General features: G+C 63.7%; 9 protein-coding genes and 1 pseudogene. 7 read left to right on the top strand and 3 right to left on the bottom strand.

Annotated elements, in window-relative coordinates:
- Window positions 1-41 precede the first annotated feature (41 nt).
- From C0058_RS22040 to C0058_RS22025, 4 genes are all read left to right on the top strand, one after another.
- Window positions 42-785, top strand: a complete 744-nt coding sequence (locus C0058_RS22040) for a helix-turn-helix domain-containing protein (RefSeq protein WP_102369574.1) — start codon at window positions 42-44, stop codon at window positions 783-785.
- 114 nt (window positions 786-899) lie between these two features.
- The gene (locus C0058_RS22035; RefSeq protein ID WP_102369573.1) at window positions 900-2348 is read left to right on the top strand and encodes an efflux transporter outer membrane subunit; all 1449 of its coding nucleotides are present in this window, start codon (window positions 900-902) and stop codon (window positions 2346-2348) included.
- Entirely contained in the window at window positions 2345-3475 is a 1131-nt protein-coding gene (locus C0058_RS22030; RefSeq protein ID WP_003208172.1) for an HlyD family secretion protein, read from the top strand. Before C0058_RS22035 ends, C0058_RS22030 begins: the two co-directional genes overlap by 4 nt.
- Complete coding sequence (locus C0058_RS22025) at window positions 3465-4976, top strand: MDR family MFS transporter (protein ID WP_003208170.1); 1512 nt, start codon at window positions 3465-3467, stop codon at window positions 4974-4976. Before C0058_RS22030 ends, C0058_RS22025 begins: the two co-directional genes overlap by 11 nt.
- 297 nt (window positions 4977-5273) lie before the next feature.
- Here C0058_RS22025 and C0058_RS22020 read toward each other — a convergent pair whose 3' ends face one another.
- Entirely contained in the window at window positions 5274-5858 is a 585-nt protein-coding gene (locus C0058_RS22020) for a TetR/AcrR family transcriptional regulator (protein WP_102369572.1), read from the bottom strand.
- A 134-nt stretch (window positions 5859-5992) separates the two neighbouring features.
- Between C0058_RS22020 and C0058_RS22015 the strand changes: the two genes are divergently transcribed.
- Window positions 5993-7165, top strand: coding sequence for an MFS transporter (locus C0058_RS22015; RefSeq protein ID WP_102369571.1), 1173 nt, complete (start codon window positions 5993-5995; stop codon window positions 7163-7165).
- On the opposite strand, the gene C0058_RS22010 is transcribed toward C0058_RS22015, so the two are convergent.
- Together C0058_RS22010 and C0058_RS22005 are read right to left on the bottom strand one after the other, a co-directional pair.
- Window positions 7166-7522, bottom strand: a complete 357-nt coding sequence (locus tag C0058_RS22010; protein ID WP_003208166.1) for a type II toxin-antitoxin system HicB family antitoxin — start codon at window positions 7520-7522, stop codon at window positions 7166-7168.
- On the bottom strand, window positions 7519-7770 hold the full coding sequence (locus tag C0058_RS22005; RefSeq protein WP_003208165.1) for a type II toxin-antitoxin system HicA family toxin: 252 nt from the start codon (window positions 7768-7770) through the stop codon (window positions 7519-7521). The genes C0058_RS22010 and C0058_RS22005 overlap by 4 nt, the downstream gene beginning before the upstream one ends.
- A 208-nt stretch (window positions 7771-7978) precedes the next feature.
- On the opposite strand from C0058_RS22005, the gene C0058_RS22000 reads away from it, so the two are divergent.
- Both C0058_RS22000 and C0058_RS33290 read left to right on the top strand, forming a co-directional pair.
- Window positions 7979-20347, top strand: a complete 12369-nt coding sequence (locus tag C0058_RS22000; RefSeq protein ID WP_102369570.1) for a non-ribosomal peptide synthase/polyketide synthase — start codon at window positions 7979-7981, stop codon at window positions 20345-20347.
- Between the two features lie 155 nt (window positions 20348-20502).
- Window positions 20503-21756, top strand: a pseudogene (locus tag C0058_RS33290) (condensation domain-containing protein); the annotation flags it as partial.
- Window positions 21757-21913: the final 157 nt, after the last annotated feature.

Genomic DNA, 21913 nt, shown 5'->3' with positions numbered 1-21913 from the left:
TTCGCTAGAATCGACGCTTGATTGATGCGAGACCTCAGCCGATGAACAGCCCAACCCGCCCGTGGCTTGAAGCCTACGCCGACAACTACCGCAACGATGACGTGGTGCATCCCCATTGCCACGCCCAGGCGCAATTGATCCACGGCGTGTCCGGGGTGATGGTGGTCAGCACCGCCCAGGGCAGTTGGCTGGTGCCGTCCGGGCATGCGTTGTGGGTGCCGGCCGGCACCCCGCATGAGATCCGCATGGCCGGCGAGGTGCATATGCGCACGCTGTTCCTCATGCCCGAGGCCGAGCCGGGGCTGGGGCGCACCTGCCAGGTGATTGAAGTGTCGGCATTGCTGCGGGAGCTGATCGTCGCCGCCACGCAGATTGCCGGGCACCACAGCCCGCGTCTGCAGGCCATGATCGAGTTGATCCGCATGGAACTGCTCGCCGCGCCGGTGGTGGCGATGCACGTGCCGGTGCCCGGCGAAGCACGGCTGGCCAGGCTGTGCACGCATTTCATCCGCAACCCTTCTGACGACAGCAGCCTGGAATCCTGGGCCGACAGCCTGAACATGAGCGCCCGCACCCTGAGCCGGGTGTTCCAGCGGGAGTTGGGCATGAGTTTCGGTGAATGGCGCAAGCGTGCGCGGTTGGCCCTGAGCTTGAAGTTGCTGGCCCAGGGCGTGTCGATCCTGGAGGTGGCGCTGGAGCATGGTTACCAGAGCCCGAGTGCGTTCAGTGCGATGTTTCGCAAGTCGCTGGGTTATCCGCCAAGTCATTTTCGGCCCGGAGTTTAGTGTTGCGTCAGGTAACGCTATTGTCCGTTTAGCGACGATACATGGCCCTGACGCGGGCGAATCGGACAGGCCATCTGCCTAATCTGCAAGGCTCCTTCTTGAGCGAGCCTTGTGATGCACAGCCCTTCTTTTCACCCATGGATGCCCATCGCCCTGTTGAGTGTGCTGGCCGGGTGCACTGGTGTGCCCGGTCAACCGTCGACCGTCACGGCGCAGCCTGCACCGCGGCTCTTCGCCGAGTCGGCCGAGGCGTTGCCCGCCCGTTGGTGGCAGCTGTACCGCGACCCGCAACTGGACGCCCTGGTGGCTCGGGCCCTGCACCAGAACAAAGACCTCGAAGCCGCCGCCGCCCATGTCGATGCGTTGCTGGCGCAGCTGGAACAGGCAGACGGCGAGCGCCTGCCGTCGACTTCCCTGGACTATGGCCTGGCCTACGGTCGCAGCCGCGATGACCAGACGCTGGCCCAGGCGACTAACCGTCATGCCGGTGCCGAATGGAGCCACACCCCTGAGTTTTCCCTGAGCTACACCCTCGATTTGTGGGGCGAGGTGCGTTATCGCATCGCTGCGGCACGGGCGGATGCCCAGGTGGCGCGGGCGCTGGAGGATGAGCTGCGGGTGACGGTGGCCGCGCAGACGGCCCGCGCCTATGCCCAGGCCTGCGTCTATGGTGTGCGCGAACAGGTGCAGGCGCACTCGGTGCAGTTGTTGGAGCAGAGCGTCGCGGTCACGCAGAAGCTGCAAAAGGCCGGCGCGGCCACGCAACTCGACCTGGCGCGCCTGCAAGGGTTGCTGGAAGAAACCCGGGCACCGTTGCCGATGTTCACGGCCCGGCGCAGCAGCGCGCTGTATGAGTTGGCCGTGCTCAGCGGGTTGCCGCCGGAGCAGGTCACGCCACGCAGCTGTACCCAGGCCCCGCAGTTGCAGGCGCCTTTGCCGGTGGGCGAGGGTTGGGCACTGCTGCAACGGCGGCCGGACATCCGCCGCGCCGAAGGGCAATTGCGCGCAGCCACCTTGACGGTGGGCCTGTCCCGCGCCGAGCTTTACCCGCGGATCACCTTCGGCGCGATGCTCGGTTCGTCCGCCAGCAGCCTGGGCAAACTCGGGGACCGCTACGCCACGGTGTATTCCGTCGGGCCGCTGGTGTCCTGGCGCTTTCCCAACCGGCAGGTCGCCCAGGCGCGGGTCAGGCAGAGCCAGGCCGAAGCGCGCCAGGCCCTGGCACGGTTTGACGGTACGGTGCTCAACGCACTGAAGCAGGTGGAGCAGGCCATGGCCCTGTACCAGGGCGAACAGCAGCGTGGGCAGGCCCTGGCCGCCGCCCTGGACAACAACCGCCGCGCCTTCGACCTGGCCTCCCGCGGCTACCATTCCGGCGCGCTGGATGCCCTGCAACTGCTGGACAGCGAACGCAGCCTGGTGGGCCTTGAAGCCCGCGTGGCCGAGTCCGACCTGCGCTTGATCAACCGCCAGATCGACCTGTTCCAGGCCCTCGGTGGCGGCTGGCAGCGTGACGATCCAACCGCCCCCTTATCTGTCGCTGTCAATGGAGCCAAACCATGAACCAGGCTGTTGAACCCATTCGCCTGACCGTTATGCAACGTCATCGTCGCGCCCTGGTGACCACGGCTTCCCTCGCGACGCTGGTGGGGCTGGCAACCTTTGCCGGGTACTGGTGGCAATGGGGGCGTTTTCTTGAAGAAACCGACGATGCCTATGTGCGCGCTGATTGGGTCGCTATCAGCCCGCGAATTGCCGGGTATGTAGCCCAGGTGCTGGTGGAAGATAACCAGCCGGTCAAGGCCGGGGATGTGCTGGTGCGTATCGATGAGCGGGATTTCACCGAGCGTCTGAACAGCGCCCAGGCGCAACTGCAACAGGCGCAAGCAGCAGCGAGCGCACAGCAGGCATCGGTGCAAACCCTCGACGCGCAAATGGGCGAGCAACAGCAACGCATCGCCCAGGCCCGGGCGGAACTGAGCAGTGGCGAGGCCGAAGCCCGGCGCGCGCGGCTCGATTACCAGCGTTATCGTGAATTGGTCGCGCAACAGGTGGCCAGCGCCCAGCACCTGGAAACCGTCAGCGCCAGCCAGGCCAAGGCCCAGGCGGCCCTGGCCCAGGCGAGCGCCCAGGTCGCGCGGCAGCAGGCGCAGTTGCAGGTCTTGCAGGCGCGCCGGCAACAGGCGCAGGCGCAAATCGTCGAGCATCAGGCACGCATCGGCGAGGCCCAGGCCAACCTCGCGCTGGCCCGCAATGCGTTGAAGGACACCGAGATCCGCGCGCCTTTTGATGGCGTGGTGGGCCAGCGCAAGGTCCGGCGCCAGCAATACGTGATGCCCGGCCTGCCGCTGTTGGCGGTGGTGCCGGTGGAGCAGGCCTATGTGATTGCCAACTACAAGGAAACCCAGTTGCAGCACATGGCGCCGGGGCAGTCGGTGGAAATCGCGGTGGACAGTTTTGCCGGCGCACATTGGCACGGCAAAGTGGAAAGCATCGCCCCCGGCTCTGGTGCCGTGTTCGCGCTGTTGCCGCCGGACAACGCCACCGGCAACTTCACCAAGATCGTCCAGCGGTTTCCGGTAAAGATTCGCCTGGAACCCGGTGAGTCGCGGGTGCTGCCGGGCATGTCGGTGATTGCCACGGTTGATACCCGCCCTGCCGCCAGCCAGGAGCACGTCCATGGAGGCTGAAGGGCGTGTGCCGTTTCGCGCCTGGGTCGCGGTGATCGGCGGGCTGTTCGGCTGCTTCATGGCCGGGATGAACGTGCACGTCACCAGCGCCGCACTGCCGGAAATCGAAGGTGCACTGGGCGCGACGTTTGAGGAGGGTTCGTGGATTTCCACCGCTTACCTGGTGGCGGAGATCATCATGATTCCCCTCACCGCGTGGCTGGTGCAGGTGTTTTCCCTGCGCCGGGTGATGTTGTGGGGCTCGGGGATATTCCTGGTGGCCTCGGTGGCGTGTTCGCTGTCGCCCAACCTGCAAGTGATGATCCTGATCCGGGTGGTGCAGGGCGCGGCCGGGGCGGTGCTGATTCCCTTGTCATTCCAACTGATCATCACCGAGCTGCCGCCCAGCAAGATCCCGCTGGGCATGGCCTTGTTCAGCCTGGCCAACAGTGTGGCCCAGGCCGCCGGGCCGTCGATTGGCGGCTGGCTGACCGATGCGTATTCCTGGCGCTGGATCTTCTACCTGCAACTGTTCCCGGGGATCGCGTTGCTGGCGGCGGTGGCCTGGTCCATTGACCGCCAGCCGATGCAGTTGGGCCTGCTGCGCCAGGGCGACTGGCTGGGTATCGGCTGCATGGTGCTGGGCCTGGGTGCGTTGCAGATCGTGCTGGAGGAGGGCGGGCGCAAGGACTGGTTCGGCTCGCCCTTTATCGTGTGGATGACACTGCTGGCGGTGGTGGGCCTGATCGGCTTCGTTGCCCGGCAATTATGGGGCGCGCACGCCTTTATCAACCTGCGACTGTTGGGCCACTACAACTTTGGGGTGGCCAGCGTGGCGATGTTTATCTTCGGCGCCAGTACCTATGGCCTGGTGTTCCTGGTGCCCAACTACCTGTCGCAATTGCAGCACTACAACGCCAGCGAAATTGGCGTGAGCTTGATCGCGTATGGTCTGGTGCAACTGATCATGGCGCCGTTTTTGCCGCGCCTGATGAAGTGGGTCAGCGCCAAAATGCTGGTGGCCTCGGGGTTCGCGATCATGGCTTTGGGCTGCTGGATGGGTGCGCACTTGTCGGCGGACAGCGCCAGCAATGTGATCGTGCCCTCGATCGTGGTGCGCGGCATGGGCCAGCCGCTGATCATGGTGGCGTTGTCGGTGCTGGCGGTGCACGGCCTGGCCAAGGCGCAGGCGGGGTCGGCGTCGGCGGTGTTCTCGATGCTGCGCAACCTGGGGGGCGCGGTTGGCACGGCGCTGCTGGCGCAATTGGTGGTGGTGCGCGAGCGGGTGCATTCGGCGCGTATTGGCGAGTCGGTGACGCTGTTTGACCCGGCCTTGCAACAGCAGCTTCCCGGTGGCGGAGTGCTGCAGGATCAATTGCCGGAACATCAGGTGGTGCTGAACCTGCTGGACCAGAGTGTTCGTCATCAGGCGTTTTTGATGGCTTACAGTGATGCGTTCTTTCTGGCGTGCGTGGCGTTGGCGGCGTGTGGGGTGGCGGCGTTGATGTTGCGGCGTATCTAGGGGCAGTGCTGTGGGTGATTCAAGTGAGCGCAATAACGGGGCGCCCAAGATCAAGATCAAAAGCAGATCAAGAGCACAGCGGACTACCGGCCGGCTTGAGTGTTGAAGAGCAACAGCAAAATCAAAAGCGGGCACGGTTCAATGTGGGAGCTGGCTTGCCTGCGATGGCATCAACTGGGTGTGCCTGATGTACCGAGTTGTCTGCATCGCAGGCAAGCCAGCTCCCACAGAAAAGCAGAGTTACCTGAATAACGGATATGTACCCCATCTGATCCTGAAAACCCCGACCGCACTCGTTCAGCGAACGGCATTAGGCTTCAAACCACGCAATAACAACTCCAGCCCCTGCAAGGCTTCTTCCAACCGCTCGCCCGGGTGTTCATCCTGGGCGATCCACAGCGATGCGCTTACCAGGCTGCCATTGATCAGCCTCGCTAGCGCCTGGCTGCACGCCTGCTCGACTAGGTCCGCCTGCATCAAGTCATCAAGCAGCTGGCGCAGCGAGTCCACGCATTGCTGCTGGTCGGTGGCACCCAGCACCGCCGGCGCATCTTGCAGCACAATGCGCTGGACCTCGGGATCCTGAGCCATACGCAAATAAATCCGGCAGCGCTCGCAAAACCCTTCCCAAGGATCAACCGCCTGCTCCGAGATACGCTGCAGGCTCGCGTCCATTTCACCGTCGAGCTGCGCAACCACTGCCGCGAGCAAGCCTTTCTTGTCGCCAAAATGATGGTACAACGCACCCCGGGTCAGGCCGGCGCGAGCGGTGAAATCGTCCATCGACGTCTGGGCGTAGCCTTGTGTGGCGAAGGCCTGGCGGGCGCTGGCGATCAGGCGGGCGCGGGTGTCTTCGATCATGTCGGCACGGGCTCGGCTCATGGGTAAGGCTCACAATAGGTGATTGACATACGACGCGTATGTTACGCATGATTTGTCACATACGCACCGTATGTATTTTGCCCCGAAAACCTCGAATAGCAAGTTTCAGGGCGCTCAGGAAGAGGTTACACACCATGGCAAACCCCTACGCCGAGCTGTTCCAGGCGCCAGGTTCCAGGGCTTTTGTATTGGCGGGCATGCTGGCCCGCATGCCGATCTCCATGACCGGGATCGGCTTGATCACCATGCTGTCGCAAGTGCACGGCGGTTACGGTTTGGCCGGTGCGGTGACCGCTACCTTCGCCCTGGCCACCGCGTTTTGCGCGCCCCAGGTCTCACGGTTGGTGGACCGTTATGGCCAGGGCCGGGTGTTGCCGGTGGCCGCGTCCATCGGCGGCGGCGCGCTGCTGCTGCTGTTGCTCTGCACCCGGGTGCAGGCGCCAACGTGGACGCTGTTCGTCTTTGCCGCCCTGGCCGGCTGCATGCCCAACATGTCGGCCATGGTGCGGGCGCGCTGGACCGAGCTGTATCGCGGCCAGCCCAAACTGCAAACGGCGTTTGCCCTGGAGTCGGTGCTCGACGAGGTGGTGTTCATTATTGGCCCGCCGGTCTCGGTGGGTCTGTGCGTGCTGCTGTTCCCCGAAGCGGGGCCGTTGATTGCCGCGCTGTTTCTGGCAGTGGGCGTGACCGCCTTTGTGCTGCAACGCCAGACCGAGCCACCGGTGCATGAACATCACGCCGAGCACGGCCGTTGGCTGATCGCCTCGCCCTCGGTGTTGATCCTGATGGTGCTGTTGATGGCCATGGGTATCATCGTTGGGGTGGTGGATGTGGTCAGTGTCGCGTTCGCCCAGCATCAGGGCCAGCCCGCCGCGGCGAGCATTGTACTGTCGGTATACGCCATCGGTTCGTGCCTGGCCGGGCTGGCGTTCGGTGCGCTCAAGTTGAAAGCACCGCTGCCGCGCCAGTTCTTGTACTGCGGCGTGGCCACCGCCGTGACCACGCTGCCGTTGTTGCTGGTGACGAATATTCCGGGGTTGGCAGCCGCGATCTTCATCTCCGGCCTGTTCTTCGCCCCGACCCTGATCGTGTCCATGGCCCTGGTGGAACAAATCGTTCCGCCCAGCCGCTTGACCGAAGGCATGACCTGGCTGATCACCGGCCTGAGCATCGGCGTGGCCATTGGTGCTGCCAGCTCCGGCTGGATGATCGACCGCTTCGGCGCACCCAGCGGGTTCTGGGTGGCGCTGGCGGCGGGTGCGGTGGTGCTTGGGGCGGCGGTGCTGGGGTATCGGCGGCTGGGGTGATTACCCGGTCACCAGTGCGCCGCGATGTTGCAGGAATTCGTTCAGCGCCTGGCGCGTGAGATCGTTCAACGTGACTTTTTGCCGGGTCGCGGCAAGCGCGGCGGCCAGGTGGAGGTCATGGCCGACACGGACGTTGAACGAACCCTTGCAGGGCTTTTCCGGTGCTTGCCCAAGGGCCTGGCAGGTCTCGATGTAGTCGTCCACGGCGGTGCAAAAGGCGGCGTCCAGTTCGGCGACGGTTTTACCCTCGTAGCTGACCAGGGCCTTGATGAAAAGCAGCTTTCCGAACAGGCAGTTGTCTTCGATGCTGGCTTCGATGGAGCCGATGTAGCCTTTGTGTTTCAGCTGGTTGTTCACTGAATCAGTTCTCCTGATTTCAATTGTTCGATGATCTGGCGCCGAATGTAGTGTTTCAGTTCGTTGCCGGGGTGAGGCTTGTGCAGGGTGATCATTGCACTGGGGTCGCCTATGTCGAACCTGACCCGGCTACCCGCCCCTTCGATTTGCGTGTATCCCCGGCGCCGCAGCAGCGTGACGAGTTCGGGCCAGGTAAAGGCCGATTGCTCATTGAGCAGTTTGGCCAGCAGCTTTTCATTTTTCGACACGGCGATTCTCGCCTGCAACTAAATGTAGTTGCAATTGATGGGTTGCGTCAATGATAGGACAGCCGCGCCGAGCCTCTCGGTGTTTGATGTAACCCTTGATGACACCGTGGTCTGCGCCCCCAATCCCCGCTAATTTTTCCCTTCCGGATTCGTTTTATAGGGACGACGTGCCTTTGTGCTTCCTGCCTATTGCCCCGGATCCCAAGAAATGAACGCTGAAGACTCCTTGAAACTTGCTCGCCGGTTTATCGGGTTGCCCCTGGAAAAACGCCAGATGTTCCTCCAGGCGCTGCACAAGGAAGGGGTGGATTTTTCCCGGTTTCCGATCCCGGCAGGGGTGGAGGCCGAGGACCGGCAGGCGCTGTCCTATGCGCAGCAGCGGATGTGGTTTCTGTGGCAACTGGATCCGGCCAGTGGCGCCTATAACCTGCCCGGCGCGGTACGGCTCAAGGGCGCCTTGAGCCTGCCGGCGATCGAGCAGGCGTTCGCCAGCCTGGTGGCCCGCCATGAGACGTTGCGCACGGTGTTCCAGCGCCAGGCGGATGATCGTCTGTTGCAAGTGGCCGCGCAGTCGCCGCTGGTTGTCGAACAGTTGGACTTCAGCGCCCTGGCACCCGCCGAGCGTGAGCAGGCGGTGATGCAGGCCGCTACCCGTCAGTCGCTGTTGCCCTTCGACCTGGCCAACGGCCCGCTGCTGCGGGTGCAATTGCTCAAGCTGGCCGAGCAGGAACACGTGCTGCTGCTGACCTTGCACCACATCGTGTCCGACGGCTGGTCGATGAACGTGCTGATCGACGAGTTCATTCGCTGCTACGACGCCCATGAGCGCAACGAGCCGCCGCAACTGCCGGCCCTGCCGATCCAGTACAGCGACTACGCCCTGTGGCAGCGCCGCTGGCTGGAGGCCGGCGAGCAGGCTCGTCAGCTGGAATACTGGCAGGCACGCCTGGGAGATGAGCACCCGGTACTGGAACTGCCCATCGACCATCCACGCCCGGCGATGCCCAGCTACCAGGGCACCCGGCATGACTTTGCGATTGATCCGGCGCTGGCTGCGCAGTTGCGCAGTTGCGCGCAAAAACACAATGTGACCTTGTTCATGTTGCTGCTCGGCGCGTTCAACGTGCTGCTGCATCGCTACACCGGGCAGGGCGACATTCGGGTTGGCGTGCCGATTGCCAACCGCAACCGCAGCGAAGTCGAAGGGCTGATCGGTTTCTTCGTCAATACCCAGGTGTTGCGCACCGAACTGACCGGGCAAACCCGCGTCGACGAGTTGCTGCAAGGCATCAAGGAACACGCACTGGGCGCCCAGGCCCATCAGGAATTGCCGTTCGAACGCCTGGTAGAAGCCTTGAAAGTCGAGCGCAGCCTGAGCCACACGCCGCTGTTCCAGGTGATGTACAACCATCAGCCGCAAGTGGCGGACATCGCCGCGGTCAACACCGCCTCCGGGCTTGAACTGTCCCTGGTGCAATGGCAAGGCCGTACCACCCAGTTTGACCTGAGCCTGGACACCTACGAGAAGTCCGGCACCCTGCACGCCGCGCTGACCTATGCCAATGACCTGTTCGACGCCGCCACCATCGAGCGCATGGCCCGGCACTGGCTCAGCCTGTTGCAGGCGATGGTCGCCGATGGCAGCCAGCGCATCGGTGAACTGCCGATGCTCGCCGCCGCAGAGCAGCACGTGCTGGTGCATGACTGGAACCAGACGGCCGAGGCGTACCCGACCGAACGTGGCATCCACCACCTGATCGAAGACCAGGTACAACGCACTCCGCACGCCGTTGCCCTGGTGTTCGGCGCGACGCAGTTGACCTACGCGCAGCTCGACGCGCGCGCCAACCAGTTGGCCCATGCCCTGCGCGAGCAGGGTGTTGGCCCGGACGTACTGGTGGGGATCTGCATCGAGCGCTCCATCGAAATGGTGGTCGGCCTGCTGGCGATTCTCAAGGCCGGCGGCGCCTACGTCCCGCTGGACCCTGAATACCCCCGCGAACGCCTGGCTTACATGATCGAAGACAGCGGCATCGGGCTGCTGCTCAGCCAGCAGAGCCTGCTGTCGACCTTGCCGGTCGACGGCATCAACGTCATCGCACTCGACCAGGCACAAGGCTGGCTCGACGATTACGGCCGCGAGCCTCTGGCCGTCAACGTGCACGCGCTGAACCTCGCCTATGTGATCTACACCTCCGGCTCCACCGGCAAGCCCAAGGGCGCAGGCAACAGCCATCGTGCGTTGGTCAACCGCCTGTGCTGGATGCAGCAGGCTTATGGCCTGGATGCCAGCGACGCAGTGTTGCAGAAAACCCCGTTCAGCTTTGACGTGTCGGTGTGGGAGTTCTTCTGGCCATTGATGAGCGGCGCACGGCTGGTGGTCGCAGCACCCGGCGAGCATCGCGAGCCGGCTCGCCTGATCGAGACCATTGGCGAGCACGCTATCACCACGCTGCACTTCGTACCGTCGATGCTGCAGGCATTTATCCACGAGCCGGGCGTGCAGGCCTGCGCCAGCCTCAAGCGCATCGTATGCAGTGGCGAGGCGCTGGCGCTGGATGCGCAGTTGCAGGTGTTCGCCAAGCTTCCGGGCGCCGGGTTGTACAACCTCTACGGCCCGACGGAAGCGGCCATCGACGTCACCCATTGGACCTGCATCGACGAAGGTGCCGACAGCGTGCCCATCGGCCGCCCCATTGCCAATCTGGGAACCTACATCCTCGACGCGCAACTCAACCCTGTGCCGGCAGGCGTCAGCGGTGAGCTTTACCTCGGTGGCACCGGGCTGGCCCGCAGTTACCACCGCCGCGCGGCGCTCACCGCCGAGCGTTTTGTGCCGTGCCCGTTCAATGACGGTGCGCGGCTGTACCGGACCGGCGACCGGGTGCGCCAGCGCGCCGACGGTGTGATCGAATACCTCGGCCGCCTCGATCATCAGGTCAAGCTGCGCGGCCTGCGCATCGAACTGGGTGAGATCGAGACCCGCCTGATGCAACACCCGCTGGTGCGCGAGGCCGTGGTGCTGGTGCAGGGGGGCAAACAGTTGGTTGCTTACCTGGTGCTGGAGGGAGGCGAGCCTGCCACGCCGTGGCAACCGGAGCTCAAGGCGTGGCTGTTGAACAGCCTGCCGGAATACATGGTGCCCACCCACCTGATGCCGCTGGTGAAATTGCCAGTGACCGCCAACGGCAAGCTCGACCGCAAGGCCTTGCCGTTGCCGGACGCTGCGCCGCAGCAGGCGTTTGTGGCGCCACAGGATGCATTGCAAAAAGCCCTGGCGGCGATCTGGGAGGATGTGCTCGGTCTTGAGCGCGTCGGCCTCGAAGACAACTTCTTCGAGCTGGGCGGCGATTCGATCATCTCCATCCAGGTGGTCAGCCGTGCGCGGCAGGCCGGCATCCGCGTCAGCCCGCGTGACCTGTTCCAGTACCAGACCGTGCGCAGCCTGGCACTGGTCGCCGCCCTCGATAAACGCTCGGCGGTGGATCAGGGGCCGGTGAGTGGTGATGCCGTGCTCGGGCCGATCCAGCAGCATTTCTTCAGCCGCGGGATGCCGGTGCGCGAACACTGGAACCAATCGCTGCTGCTGACTCCCCGTGAGGCCTTGAATGCGCAGTGGCTCGATACAGCGCTGACGTACATCATCAATCACCACGATGCCTTGCGCCTGCGTTTTACCGAAAGCACCGAGGGCTGGCAGCAAAAACACGATGCTCCAGTGGCCAGCGCTGATCTGTGGCTACGCGATGCCGAGTCGGCGGAACACCTGAATACCTTGTGCAACGAGGCGCAGCGCAGCCTTGACCTGCAAAACGGCCCGCTGTTGCGAGCCTTGCTGGTCACGCTGGCCGATGGCAGCCAGAGGCTGGCGCTGATCGTTCACCACCTGGTGGTCGACGGTGTGTCCTGGCGCGTATTACTGGAAGATCTGCAGCAGGCTTACGAACAATTGGCGGCAGGCGGCGGCATTGAGCTGCCGCCGAAAACCAGTGCATTCCAGGGCTGGACTGCGCGGCTCGAACAGCAAGTGCAGCGCTTCGATGAACAACTGATGTACTGGAAAACACAGCATCAGGATGCGAAGGATCTGCCGTGCGACCGACCTGACGCCAGCCTGCAAAATGCGCAGGGTGAAAAAATCGAGTGGCGACTCGACGCCGCACGGACCCGTCAGTTGCTGCAACAGGCGCCCGCCGCGTACCGCACGCAGGTCAATGACCTGCTGCTCACCGCGTTGGCCCGCACCATCAGTCGCTGGAGCGGTCAGGCAGGCACGCTGATCGAGCTTGAAGGCCATGGCCGCGAAGACCTGTTCGATGACATCGACCTGAGTCGCACCGTGGGTTGGTTCACCAGCCTGTTCGCGGTCAACCTCACCGCCAGCGATGACCTCGACGGTTCGATCAAGTCGATCAAGGAGCAACTGCGCGCGGTGCCGGACAAAGGCCTGGGTTATGGCGTGCTGCGTCATCTGGCGGCCCCGGCAGTGCGTGCCGAGCTGGCGGCACTGGCGCCACCGCGGATCACCTTCAACTACCTGGGCCAGTTCGACCGTCAGTTCGACGACGCGGCCTTGTTTGTGCCGTCTGCCGAAACCAGCGGTGTGGCACAGGACCTGGCGGCACCATTGGCCAACTGGCTGACGGTTGAAGGCCAGGTCTATGGCGGCGAACTGTCGATGAGCTGGGGCTTCAGCCGCGAGATGTTCGACAGCGCGACCGTGCAGCAACTGGTGGACCGCTATGCCAGCGAGCTGCATGCACTGATCGAACACTGCTGCACCTTGCCGGCCGCGCAAGCCACGCCATCGGACTTCCCGCTGGCGCGGGTGACCCAGGCGCAACTGGATGCGCTGCCGGTGCCGGCCGGCCAGCTCGACGATCTCTATCCGCTGTCGCCCATGCAGCAAGGGTTGCTGTTCCATACCCTGTACGAACAGGCGGCGGGTGAATACATCAACCAGTTGCGCGTCGACGTGCAGGGCCTGGATCCCGAGCGTTTCCGCGCCGCTTGGCAGGCCACCGTCGATGCGCAAGACATCCTGCGCAGCGGTTTCGTCTGGCAGGGCGAGCTTGCGCAACCGCTGCAGATTGTGCACAAGCAGGTGCAACTGCCGTTCGCCACCCTGGATTGGCGGGCTCGCGACGATCAGCCGGCGGCCCTCGCGGCGCTGGCCGATGCCGAACGAGCGCAAGGGTTTGACCTGGCCTGTGCGCCCTTGCTGCGCCTGGTACTGGTGCAGACCGGCAGTGACCAATGGCACTTGATTTACACCCATCACCACATCCTGATGGACGGCTGGAGCAACTCGCAGTTGCTCGGCGAAGTATTGCAGCGCTATAGCGGCCGCACACCGGCGAATGCCGGCGGCCGTTATCGCGACTACATCGCCTGGCTGCAACGTCAGGACGCCCAGTTGAGCCAGGACTTCTGGAGCGAACAACTGGCCGCGCTGCAAGCGCCGACCCGGCTGGCCCGCGCGGCCACCGCAGGCGCGCGCCAGAGCGGTCACGGCGACCATTACCTGACGCTGGACGAGCAACGCACCCAGGCGCTGGAAGCGTTTGCCCTCCAGCAGAAAATCACCGTCAACACCCTCGTGCAAGCCGCGTGGCTGCTGTTGCTGCAACGCTATACCGGGCACGAAGCGGTGGCGTTCGGCGCGACCGTGGCTGGACGTCCGGCAGACTTGCCCGGCATCGAGCAACAGGTCGGCCTGTTCATCAACACCCTCCCGGTGATCGGCGCACCGCGTCCCGATCAAAGCGTCGGCCAATGGTTGCAAACGGTGCAGGCGCAGAATCTCAGCCTGCGTGACTTCGAACACACGCCGCTGGCGGACATCCAACGTTGGGCCGGGCAGGGCGGTGAAGCGCTGTTCGACAATATCCTGGTGTTCGAAAACTATCCGGTAGCCCAGGCGCTGAGCCAGGCCGGGCAGGGTCTGGTGTTCGGCGATGTGGGCAACCTGGAACAGACGCACTACGCGCTGAGCGTGGCGGTGACCCTCGGCCGGCAGCTGGCGTTGCATTACAGCTTCGACCGCGGCCAATTCGCGAGCGAGGTGGTCGAAGGCATCAGTGCGCATTTGCTGCAACTGCTTGAGCAGTTTGCCGAGTCGGCAGAACGCAACCTGGGTGAAGTCGCCCTGGCAAGCCGCGACGAACAGGCCCGCCAGCAAGCGCAGAACCATCCACAGCCGTACCCGGTGGACATCGGCGTGCATCAGCGCATTGCCACCCTGGCGGCCGAGCGCCCGCAACGCACGGCGGTGATTTTCAACGATCGGCAGTTCAGCTACGGTGAAATCGACCAGCGCGCCAACCAACTGGCCCACGCGCTGATCGCCCGCGGCGTTGGCGCTGAAACCCGTGTGGGTGTGGCGTTGCCGCGCAGCGAGTCGGTAATTGTGGCGTTGCTGGCGGTGCTCAAGGCCGGCGGCGCTTATGTGCCGCTGGACACCCACTACCCGCGCGAGCGCCTGGCCTACCTGATCGAGGATTCGGGGCTGGCGCTGCTGATCAGCGATTCGTCGGTGTCGGCGCAGTTGCCGGTTGCCGAATCGGTACCCTTGCTGGAGCTGGACCGTCTTGATCTGCGTGAGCAGTCGATCAAGGCACCCTCGGTGCAGCTCGACCCGCACAACCTTGCGTATGTGATCTACACCTCCGGCTCCACTGGCAATCCGAAAGGCGTCAGCGTTGCCCACGGTCCATTGGCCATGCATTGCCAGGCCATCGGCCAGCGCTATGAAATGCGCGACAGCGACTGCGAGTTCCACTTCATGTCGTTCGCCTTCGACGGTGCCCACGAGCGCTGGCTGACCAGCCTGACTCACGGGGCTTCGCTGCTGATTCGCGACGACACGCTGTGGACGCCGGAGCAGACCTACAACGCCATGATCGAACACGGCGTGACCGTGGTCGCGTTCCCGCCGGTGTACCTGCAACAACTGGCCGAACATGCCGAGCGCGTCGGCAATCCACCGAAGGTGCGCATCTATTGCTTTGGCGGTGACGCGGTGCCGAACGCCAGTTTCGAGCGGGTCAAGCGTGCGCTCGATCCGGACTACATCATCAACGGCTACGGCCCGACCGAAACCGTGGTCACCCCGCTGATCTGGAAGGCCGGTCGCGAGGTGCCGTGCGGTGCTGCCTACGCGCCGATCGGCAGCCGCATCGGTGACCGCAGCGCCTATGTGCTCGACACCGACCTGAACCTGTTGCCCCAAGGCATGGCCGGTGAGCTGTATCTGGGGGGCACCGGCCTGGCCCGTGGGTACCTCAACCGACCGGGGCTGACCGCCGAGCGTTTTGTCGCTGACCCGTTCAGCGCCGCTGGCGGCCTGCTTTACCGCACAGGCGACCTGGTGCGCCAGCGCGCCGACGGCACGTTCGACTATCTGGATCGTATCGACAATCAGGTGAAGATTCGCGGCTTCCGCATCGAGCTGGGTGAGGTCGAAGCGGCGCTGCAAGCCCTTCAGGGTGTGCGCGAAGCGGTGGTCGTGGCCCAGGAAGGCAGCGCCGGTAGCGGCAAGCGCCTGGTGGCTTACGTGGTCGGCGATTCAACCCGTGCCGGTTTCAGCGAAGACCTGCGTGCGCAGCTCCAGGCTTCATTGCCGGCGCATATGGTGCCGGCGTATGTCTTGTCTCTGGAACGCATGCCGCTGACACCGAACGGCAAGCTGGATCGCAAGAACCTGCCCAAACCGGATGTCAGTCAACTGCAACAAGCCTACGTCGCTCCGCGCAACGCGCTGGAGCAGCAACTGGCGACGATCTGGCAAGACGTGCTCAAGCTTGGGCAGGTGGGCATCAGCGACAACTTCTTCGAACTGGGTGGCGATTCGATCATTTCGATCCAGGTGGTCAGCCGTGCGCGGCAGGCGGGGATTCGCTTCAGCCCCAAAGACCTGTTCCAGCACCAGAGCATCCAGGCGCTGGCCGTGGTCGCACAGACCGGTGAGACGCTGCCGTCGATCGATCAGCGACCGGCAACCGGCACCACGGTGCTGTTGCCGATTCATCAACAATTCTTCGCTCAGGAAATTCCCGATCGTCACCACTGGAACCAGTCGGTGATGCTCAAGCCGGCGCAGGCACTGGATGCACACGCACTGGAGCAGGCGCTGGAGGCTTTGGTGGCGCATCACGACAGCTTGCGCCTGGATTTCGTCGAACGGGCTGGCGGCTGGTCGGCACACTACCGTGACGTCGCGGCGCACACGGATCAAACGCTTCTGTGGCCAGTGGAGGTCGCGGACCTCGCAGCCCTTGAGGCACTGGGTGACGAGGCCCAGCGCAGCCTGCAATTGAACGGTGGTTCGCTGATACGCGCGGTGCTGGCGAACCTGGCGGACGGCACTCAACGGCTGTTGCTGATTATCCATCACCTGGTGGTCGATGGCGTGTCGTGGCGGATTCTGTTCGAGGATCTGCAGAACGCCTACCGGCAAATCCTTTCAGGCGCAGGTGTGCAGTTGCCGGCCAGGACCAGTGCGGTCAAGGCCTGGGCGGCGGCATTGCAGGGCTACGCCACAACCCCTGCGCTGCAGGCCGAGCTGGGTTTCTGGCAACAACAGTTGCAGGACGCTTCGCCAGCCTTGCCGTATGACCGTCCGAACGGCGGGCAGCAACATGATCAGGCCCTGACCTTTCGTAGCAAGCTGGACCGGGCCCTGACCCGCCAGCTGTTGCAGGATGCGCCGGCGGCCTATCGCACCCAGGTCAACGACGTATTGCTGACCGCGCTGGCGCGGGTGATAACGCGCTGGACCGGTGACGACAATGCGTTGGTGTTGCTTGAGGGGCACGGTCGCGAAGACGTGTTCGAGCACATCGACCTGACCCGTACCGTGGGCTGGTTCACCAGCGTGTTCCCGGCGCGGCTGTCGCCGGTTGCGGATCTCGCTGGGTCGCTCAAGCAGATCAAGGAGCAGCTGCGGGCAATTCCGCATAGGGGCATCGGCTTCGGCGCACTGGCGTACCTGGGCGATGAACAGACACGGGAGTCTCTGCAAGCCTTGCCGCTACCGTGCCTGACCTTCAACTATCTCGGTCAGTTCGACGCCAGCTTCGATGCCGCCGCCGACGCCCTGTTTGTGCCGACCGGCGAATCCGGCGGTGAAGAAGTCAACCTGCAGGGGCCGCTCGGCAACCCGCTGGCGCTCAACAGCAAAGTCTTCGGTGGTGAACTGGACCTGAGCTGGACCTACAGCGGCGCGATGTTCGATGCCGCGACCATCCAGCGCCTGGCCGACGACTATGTGCAAGAGCTGACGGCGCTGATCGGCCATTGCTGCGACAACGCCAACCGGGGAGTGACGCCGTCGGATTTCCCGTTGGCGCAACTGTCTCAGGCCCAACTCGATGCGCTGGTGCTCGAACCTCAAGGCATCGACGACATCTACCCGTTGTCACCGATGCAGCAGGGCATGCTGTTCCACACCTTGCTCGAACAGGGGAATGGCGATTACATCAACCAGATGCGCCTGGATATCGATGGCGTCGATCCGCAACGCTTCCGCGCGGCCTGGCAAGCCGTGGTGGATGCCCATGACATCCTGCGTACCGGGTTCATCTGGCAAGGCAATCTTGAACAACCGATGCAGGTGGTACAGCGTCAAGTGCAGGTGCCGTTCCGTGTGCTCGACTGGAGCGGTCACGCCGATCGGGATGCGGCACTGCAAACCCTTGCCGATGAAGAGCGCGCCCAAGGCCTGGACCTGAACTGCGCGCCCTTGATGCGCCTGGTACTGGTACGCACGGCAACTGATCGTCATCACCTGATCTACACCAACCATCACATCCTGATGGATGGCTGGAGCAGCGCGCAGTTGCTCGGCGAAGTGTTACAGCACTACAGCGCAGAAACCGTGGCACGACCCGTTGGCCGGTATCGTGATTACATCGCGTGGCTGAAGCGGCAGGACGCATCGCTCGGCGAAGCGTTCTGGAAGGAGCAGTTACACGCCCTGGATGAACCGATTCGCCTGGCGCAGATGTTTGCCCGTCCGGCGCAGGCCATCGCCACCCACCTTTACGCTCACCACCACCTGCACCTCGATGAGCAGCAAACGCGCCGTCTGGGCGACTTTGCCCGAGAGGCGAAAGTCACCGTCAACACTGTGGTCCAGGCTGCGTGGCTGTTGCTGTTACAGCGTTACAGCGCAAAGTCCTGCGTCGCCTTCGGCGCAACCGTGTCGGGTCGCCCGGCGGACCTGGCAGGCGTCGAGCAACAGATTGGCCTGTTCATCAACACCTTGCCGGTCATTGCCAGCCCGCGCTCCGAGCAGAGCCTGGGGGATTGGCTGCACAGCGTCCAGGCGCAGAACCTGGCGTTGCGGGACTTCGAGCACACCGCGTTGTTCGATATTCAGCGCTGGGCGGGGCAGGGTGGTGAAGCGCTGTTCGACAACATCCTGGTGTTTGAGAACTATCCGATTTCAGAAGCCCTGGAGAAAGGTTCGCCTCAGGGTCTGCGCTTTGGTGCCGTGGGCAATCTGGAGCAAACCAACTACCCGCTGACCCTGCTGGTGGGCCTGGGCGCCGAGCTGACCGTGCAGTTCAGCTATCAATGTGCGAGCTTCACACCTGTGTCGGTGGAGCAGATCGGCGTGCACCTCAAGCGTCTTCTGCTGCAAATGAGCAGCGATGCCGCACGCCCACTGGGTGACCTCACGCTGTTGGACCCGAGTGAAACCCGCCAGCAATTGCAGGACTGGAACGCCACCGCAAGCGTCTACCCGGGCGAGCACTGCATTCATCGTCTGTTTGAGGCGCGGGCACGGCAGACGCCGGATGCCACGGCGCTGCTGTTTGCTGATCAGGCGCTGACCTACGCTCAACTCAATACCCAGGCCAATCGCCTGGCGCATCGTTTGATTGAACTCGGTGTCGGCGCTGACCAACCGGTGGGTATCGCCCTTGAGCGTGGGGTGGACATGATCGTCGGGCTGCTGGCGATCCTCAAGGCCGGTGGCGCCTACGTGCCGCTCGATCCGCACTATCCGGTGGATCGCCTGGCCCACATGATTGAAGACAGTGGGTTGCAGTTGCTTCTGACCCAGGCATCGTTGCTGCGCCAGTTGCCGATTCCGGCAGGGGTGCACACCGTCTTGGCGAGTGCAATGGATGAATCGGTCAGCCCTGAACAGGCGGCCAATCCGCAGGTGTCGGTGGACGGCGATAACCTGTGCTACGCCATTTATACCTCGGGCTCTACCGGCAAGCCCAAGGGTGTGATGGTACGCCATGGTGCCCTGGTGAATTTCGTTGCCAGCATGGCCCGCGAACCAGGCATCGAGGCAAGTGACCGCCTGCTGTCGCTGACCACCTTCTCGTTCGATATTTTCGGCCTGGAACTGTACGGCGCGCTGTTCAGCGGTGCGGCCGTGGTGCTGGTGGACAAACAGAGCGCCCACGACCCTGAAGCATTGCTGGGGATTATCGAACAGCAGCAGGTCAGTATCGTGCAGGCCACGCCGTCGACGTGGCGCATGTTGCTTGAGCATCCGATGGCCGAGCGTCTTGCCGGACGCACATGCCTGTGTGGCGGCGAGGCATTGGCCGAGGACCTGGCCGAGCGCTTGCTGGCGGTCGCAGGCCCGGTCTGGAACCTCTACGGGCCCACGGAAACCACGATCTGGTCGGCGGCTTATCCACTGACCACAGACAAGCGCTTGCCTTACCTCGGCCGGCCGATTGCCAACACCTCGCTGTACATCGTCGGCGAGCACTTCGCGCCGAACCCTGTCGGGTTGATCGGTGAATTGCTGATTGGCGGTGATGGCCTGGCGCGCGGGTACCACGAGCGGCCGGCGCTCACCGCCGAACGCTTCCTCCCGGATCCATTTGGTAATGGCACACGGCTGTACCGCACCGGTGACCTTGCGCGACATCGCGTCGACGGTGTGATCGAGTACATCGGCCGGGCAGACCACCAGGTGAAAATTCGTGGCTTTCGCATCGAGTTGGGAGAGATCGAAGCGTGCCTGTTGGCGCAGGACGCGATCCGCGAGGCGGTGGTGGTGCCTCAGCAAGGGCCGGGTGGCACGCAGTTGGTGGCCTACCTGATTGCGGCCGGTACTGAGGCGGCCGAGGCGCAGTCGTTGGTGGCGCTGCGCGACGAGCTGAAGGCGCGGCTCGCCTGCGACCTGCCGGACTACATGATTCCGGCGCACTGGATGCTGCTTGAGCGCTTCCCGCTGACGCCCAACGGCAAGCTGGACCGCAAAGCCTTGCCGCTGCCCGACGCCAATCAGTTGCTGCGGGCCTATGTGGCGCCGCAAGGGGCGCTTGAGCAGAGCGTCGCACAGATCTGGCAAGAGGTGCTCAAGCTTGCGCGGGTAGGGCGCGACGACAACTTCTTTGAATTGGGCGGGCATTCCTTGCTGGCGACCCAAGCGACAGCCCGCCTGCAAATGGAGCAAGGCGCAGCCGTGCCTCTGGACCTTTTATTTCGAACCCCATCGCTGTCGGAGTACGCCGCGCAACTGGCGGTGCACCTGACACCTCACTCCAGCGAAGACTTGAGTGAGATGCATGATTTCCTGGCAGACCTGGAGACCCTTTGAAAATGACTCAGCTCGATAACCTGTCTCTGGTTCAGCGATTCATCCGTTTGCCGCTCGCCCAACGGCAAGCGTTCCTGCAAAAGCTGCACAGCAAAAACATGAGTTTTGCCGCGTTGCCGATTCCGGCGATGCGTGACGAGTTCGAGCATATCGGCCTGTCCTACGCCCAGGAGCGCCAGTGGTTCCTCTGGCAATTGGACCCTCACAGCGCGGCCTACCATGTGCCGACGGCGCTGCGGTTGCGCGGTGCACTGGACGTGCCGGCGTTGCAGCGCAGCTTCGATGCATTGCTGGAGCGCCATGAGGTGCTGCGTACGGTGTTTGTCGACGGGCCGGAAGGGCCGCTGCAGGTTGCGCACGCATGCCTGAGCCTGCCGGTCACGACGGTGGTGCTGGAAGCGGTGCCGGACGCCGCAGCGCTCAAGGCGTTGATTGACACTGAAATCACTGCGCTGTTCGACTTGCAGCAGGGCCCGCTGTTGCGGGTCAAGCTGTTGCAACTGGCACCGGACGACCACGTGCTGGTGCTCACCCAGCACCACATCATTTGTGACGGCGCATCGGCGCAGATCATGGTTCACGACCTGGTCAAACTCTATGCTGCCCACAGCACCGGCCAGGCGCCGGACCTGCAGGCGCTGCCGATTCAATACGCCGACTATGCGACCTGGCAGCGCAAATGGATGGAAGCCGGCGAGCTTGCGCGGCAATTGGGTTACTGGACCGAACGCCTGGGTGATGGCGGTGAAGTGCTGCCTTTGCCTGCTGACCGCGCCCGTCCGGCGGTGCAGAGTTACCGCGGTGCGCGGCTGGACCTCGCCATCGATGCCGGGCTGACCGAACGCCTCAAGCGCGTGGCCCAGCGCGAAGGCTGCACCTTGTTCATGCTGTTGCTCGCCTCATTCCAGGTATTGCTGCACCGTTACAGCGGCCAGTCGGACATCCGCGTGGGCGTGCCGGTGGCCAACCGCAACCGTCTTGAAACCGAAGGCCTGATTGGTTTCTTCGTCAATACCCAGGTGCTGGATGCGCGGATTCAGGGGGCAATGCCTTTCGATCAATTGCTGGCGCAGGTCAAGCAGGCTTCGCTGGGCGCCCAGGCTCACCAGGATTTGCCGTTCGAGCAATTGGTGCAAGCCCTCGCACCGGACCGACACATGAGTCACAGTCCGTTGTTCCAGGTGATGTTCAATCACCAGAGCGGCGATGCCGCCCAACCGTTGCAACTGCCAGGCTTGCATGTCGAGAGCCTGGATTGGCGCTCGCACACGGCGCAATTCGATCTGACCCTTGGCACGCACGAGACCCAGGGCGCATTGGCCGCCACATTCACCTATGCCACTGATTTATTCGACACTGGCACCATCGAACGCCTGGCCGCTCACTGGCTGAACCTGCTGCAAGGCATCGTCGCCGATCCGCAACGGCGCATCGGGGAATTGCCGCTGCTGGACGCGACCGAGCAACAGCACAACATCGCCCAGTGGAACCCCGGCCCGCGCAGCTTCCCAAGCGACACCTGCGCCCATCAACTGATCGCCGAGCAGGCCCGTCAACGGCCTGACG

Origin of the sequence: Pseudomonas sp. NC02 (assembly GCF_002874965.1) — a bacterium.
Taxonomy (GTDB): Bacteria; Pseudomonadota; Gammaproteobacteria; order Pseudomonadales; family Pseudomonadaceae; genus Aquipseudomonas.
Note: the sequence above shows the minus strand (reverse complement) of the source record. Positions and strands in the feature narration are given on the sequence as shown.

Coding starts and splice junctions, on each gene's coding strand:
- C0058_RS22000 (WP_102369570.1), top strand. CDS start 7,979: ATGAACGCTGAAGACTCCTTGAAACTTGCTCGCCGGTTTATCGGGTTG.
- C0058_RS22035 (WP_102369573.1), top strand. CDS start 900: ATGCACAGCCCTTCTTTTCACCCATGGATGCCCATCGCCCTGTTGAGT.
- C0058_RS22025 (WP_003208170.1), top strand. CDS start 3,465: ATGGAGGCTGAAGGGCGTGTGCCGTTTCGCGCCTGGGTCGCGGTGATC.
- C0058_RS22015 (WP_102369571.1), top strand. CDS start 5,993: ATGGCAAACCCCTACGCCGAGCTGTTCCAGGCGCCAGGTTCCAGGGCT.
- C0058_RS22030 (WP_003208172.1), top strand. CDS start 2,345: ATGAACCAGGCTGTTGAACCCATTCGCCTGACCGTTATGCAACGTCAT.
- C0058_RS22020 (WP_102369572.1), bottom strand. CDS start 5,858: ATGAGCCGAGCCCGTGCCGACATGATCGAAGACACCCGCGCCCGCCTG.
- C0058_RS22040 (WP_102369574.1), top strand. CDS start 42: ATGAACAGCCCAACCCGCCCGTGGCTTGAAGCCTACGCCGACAACTAC.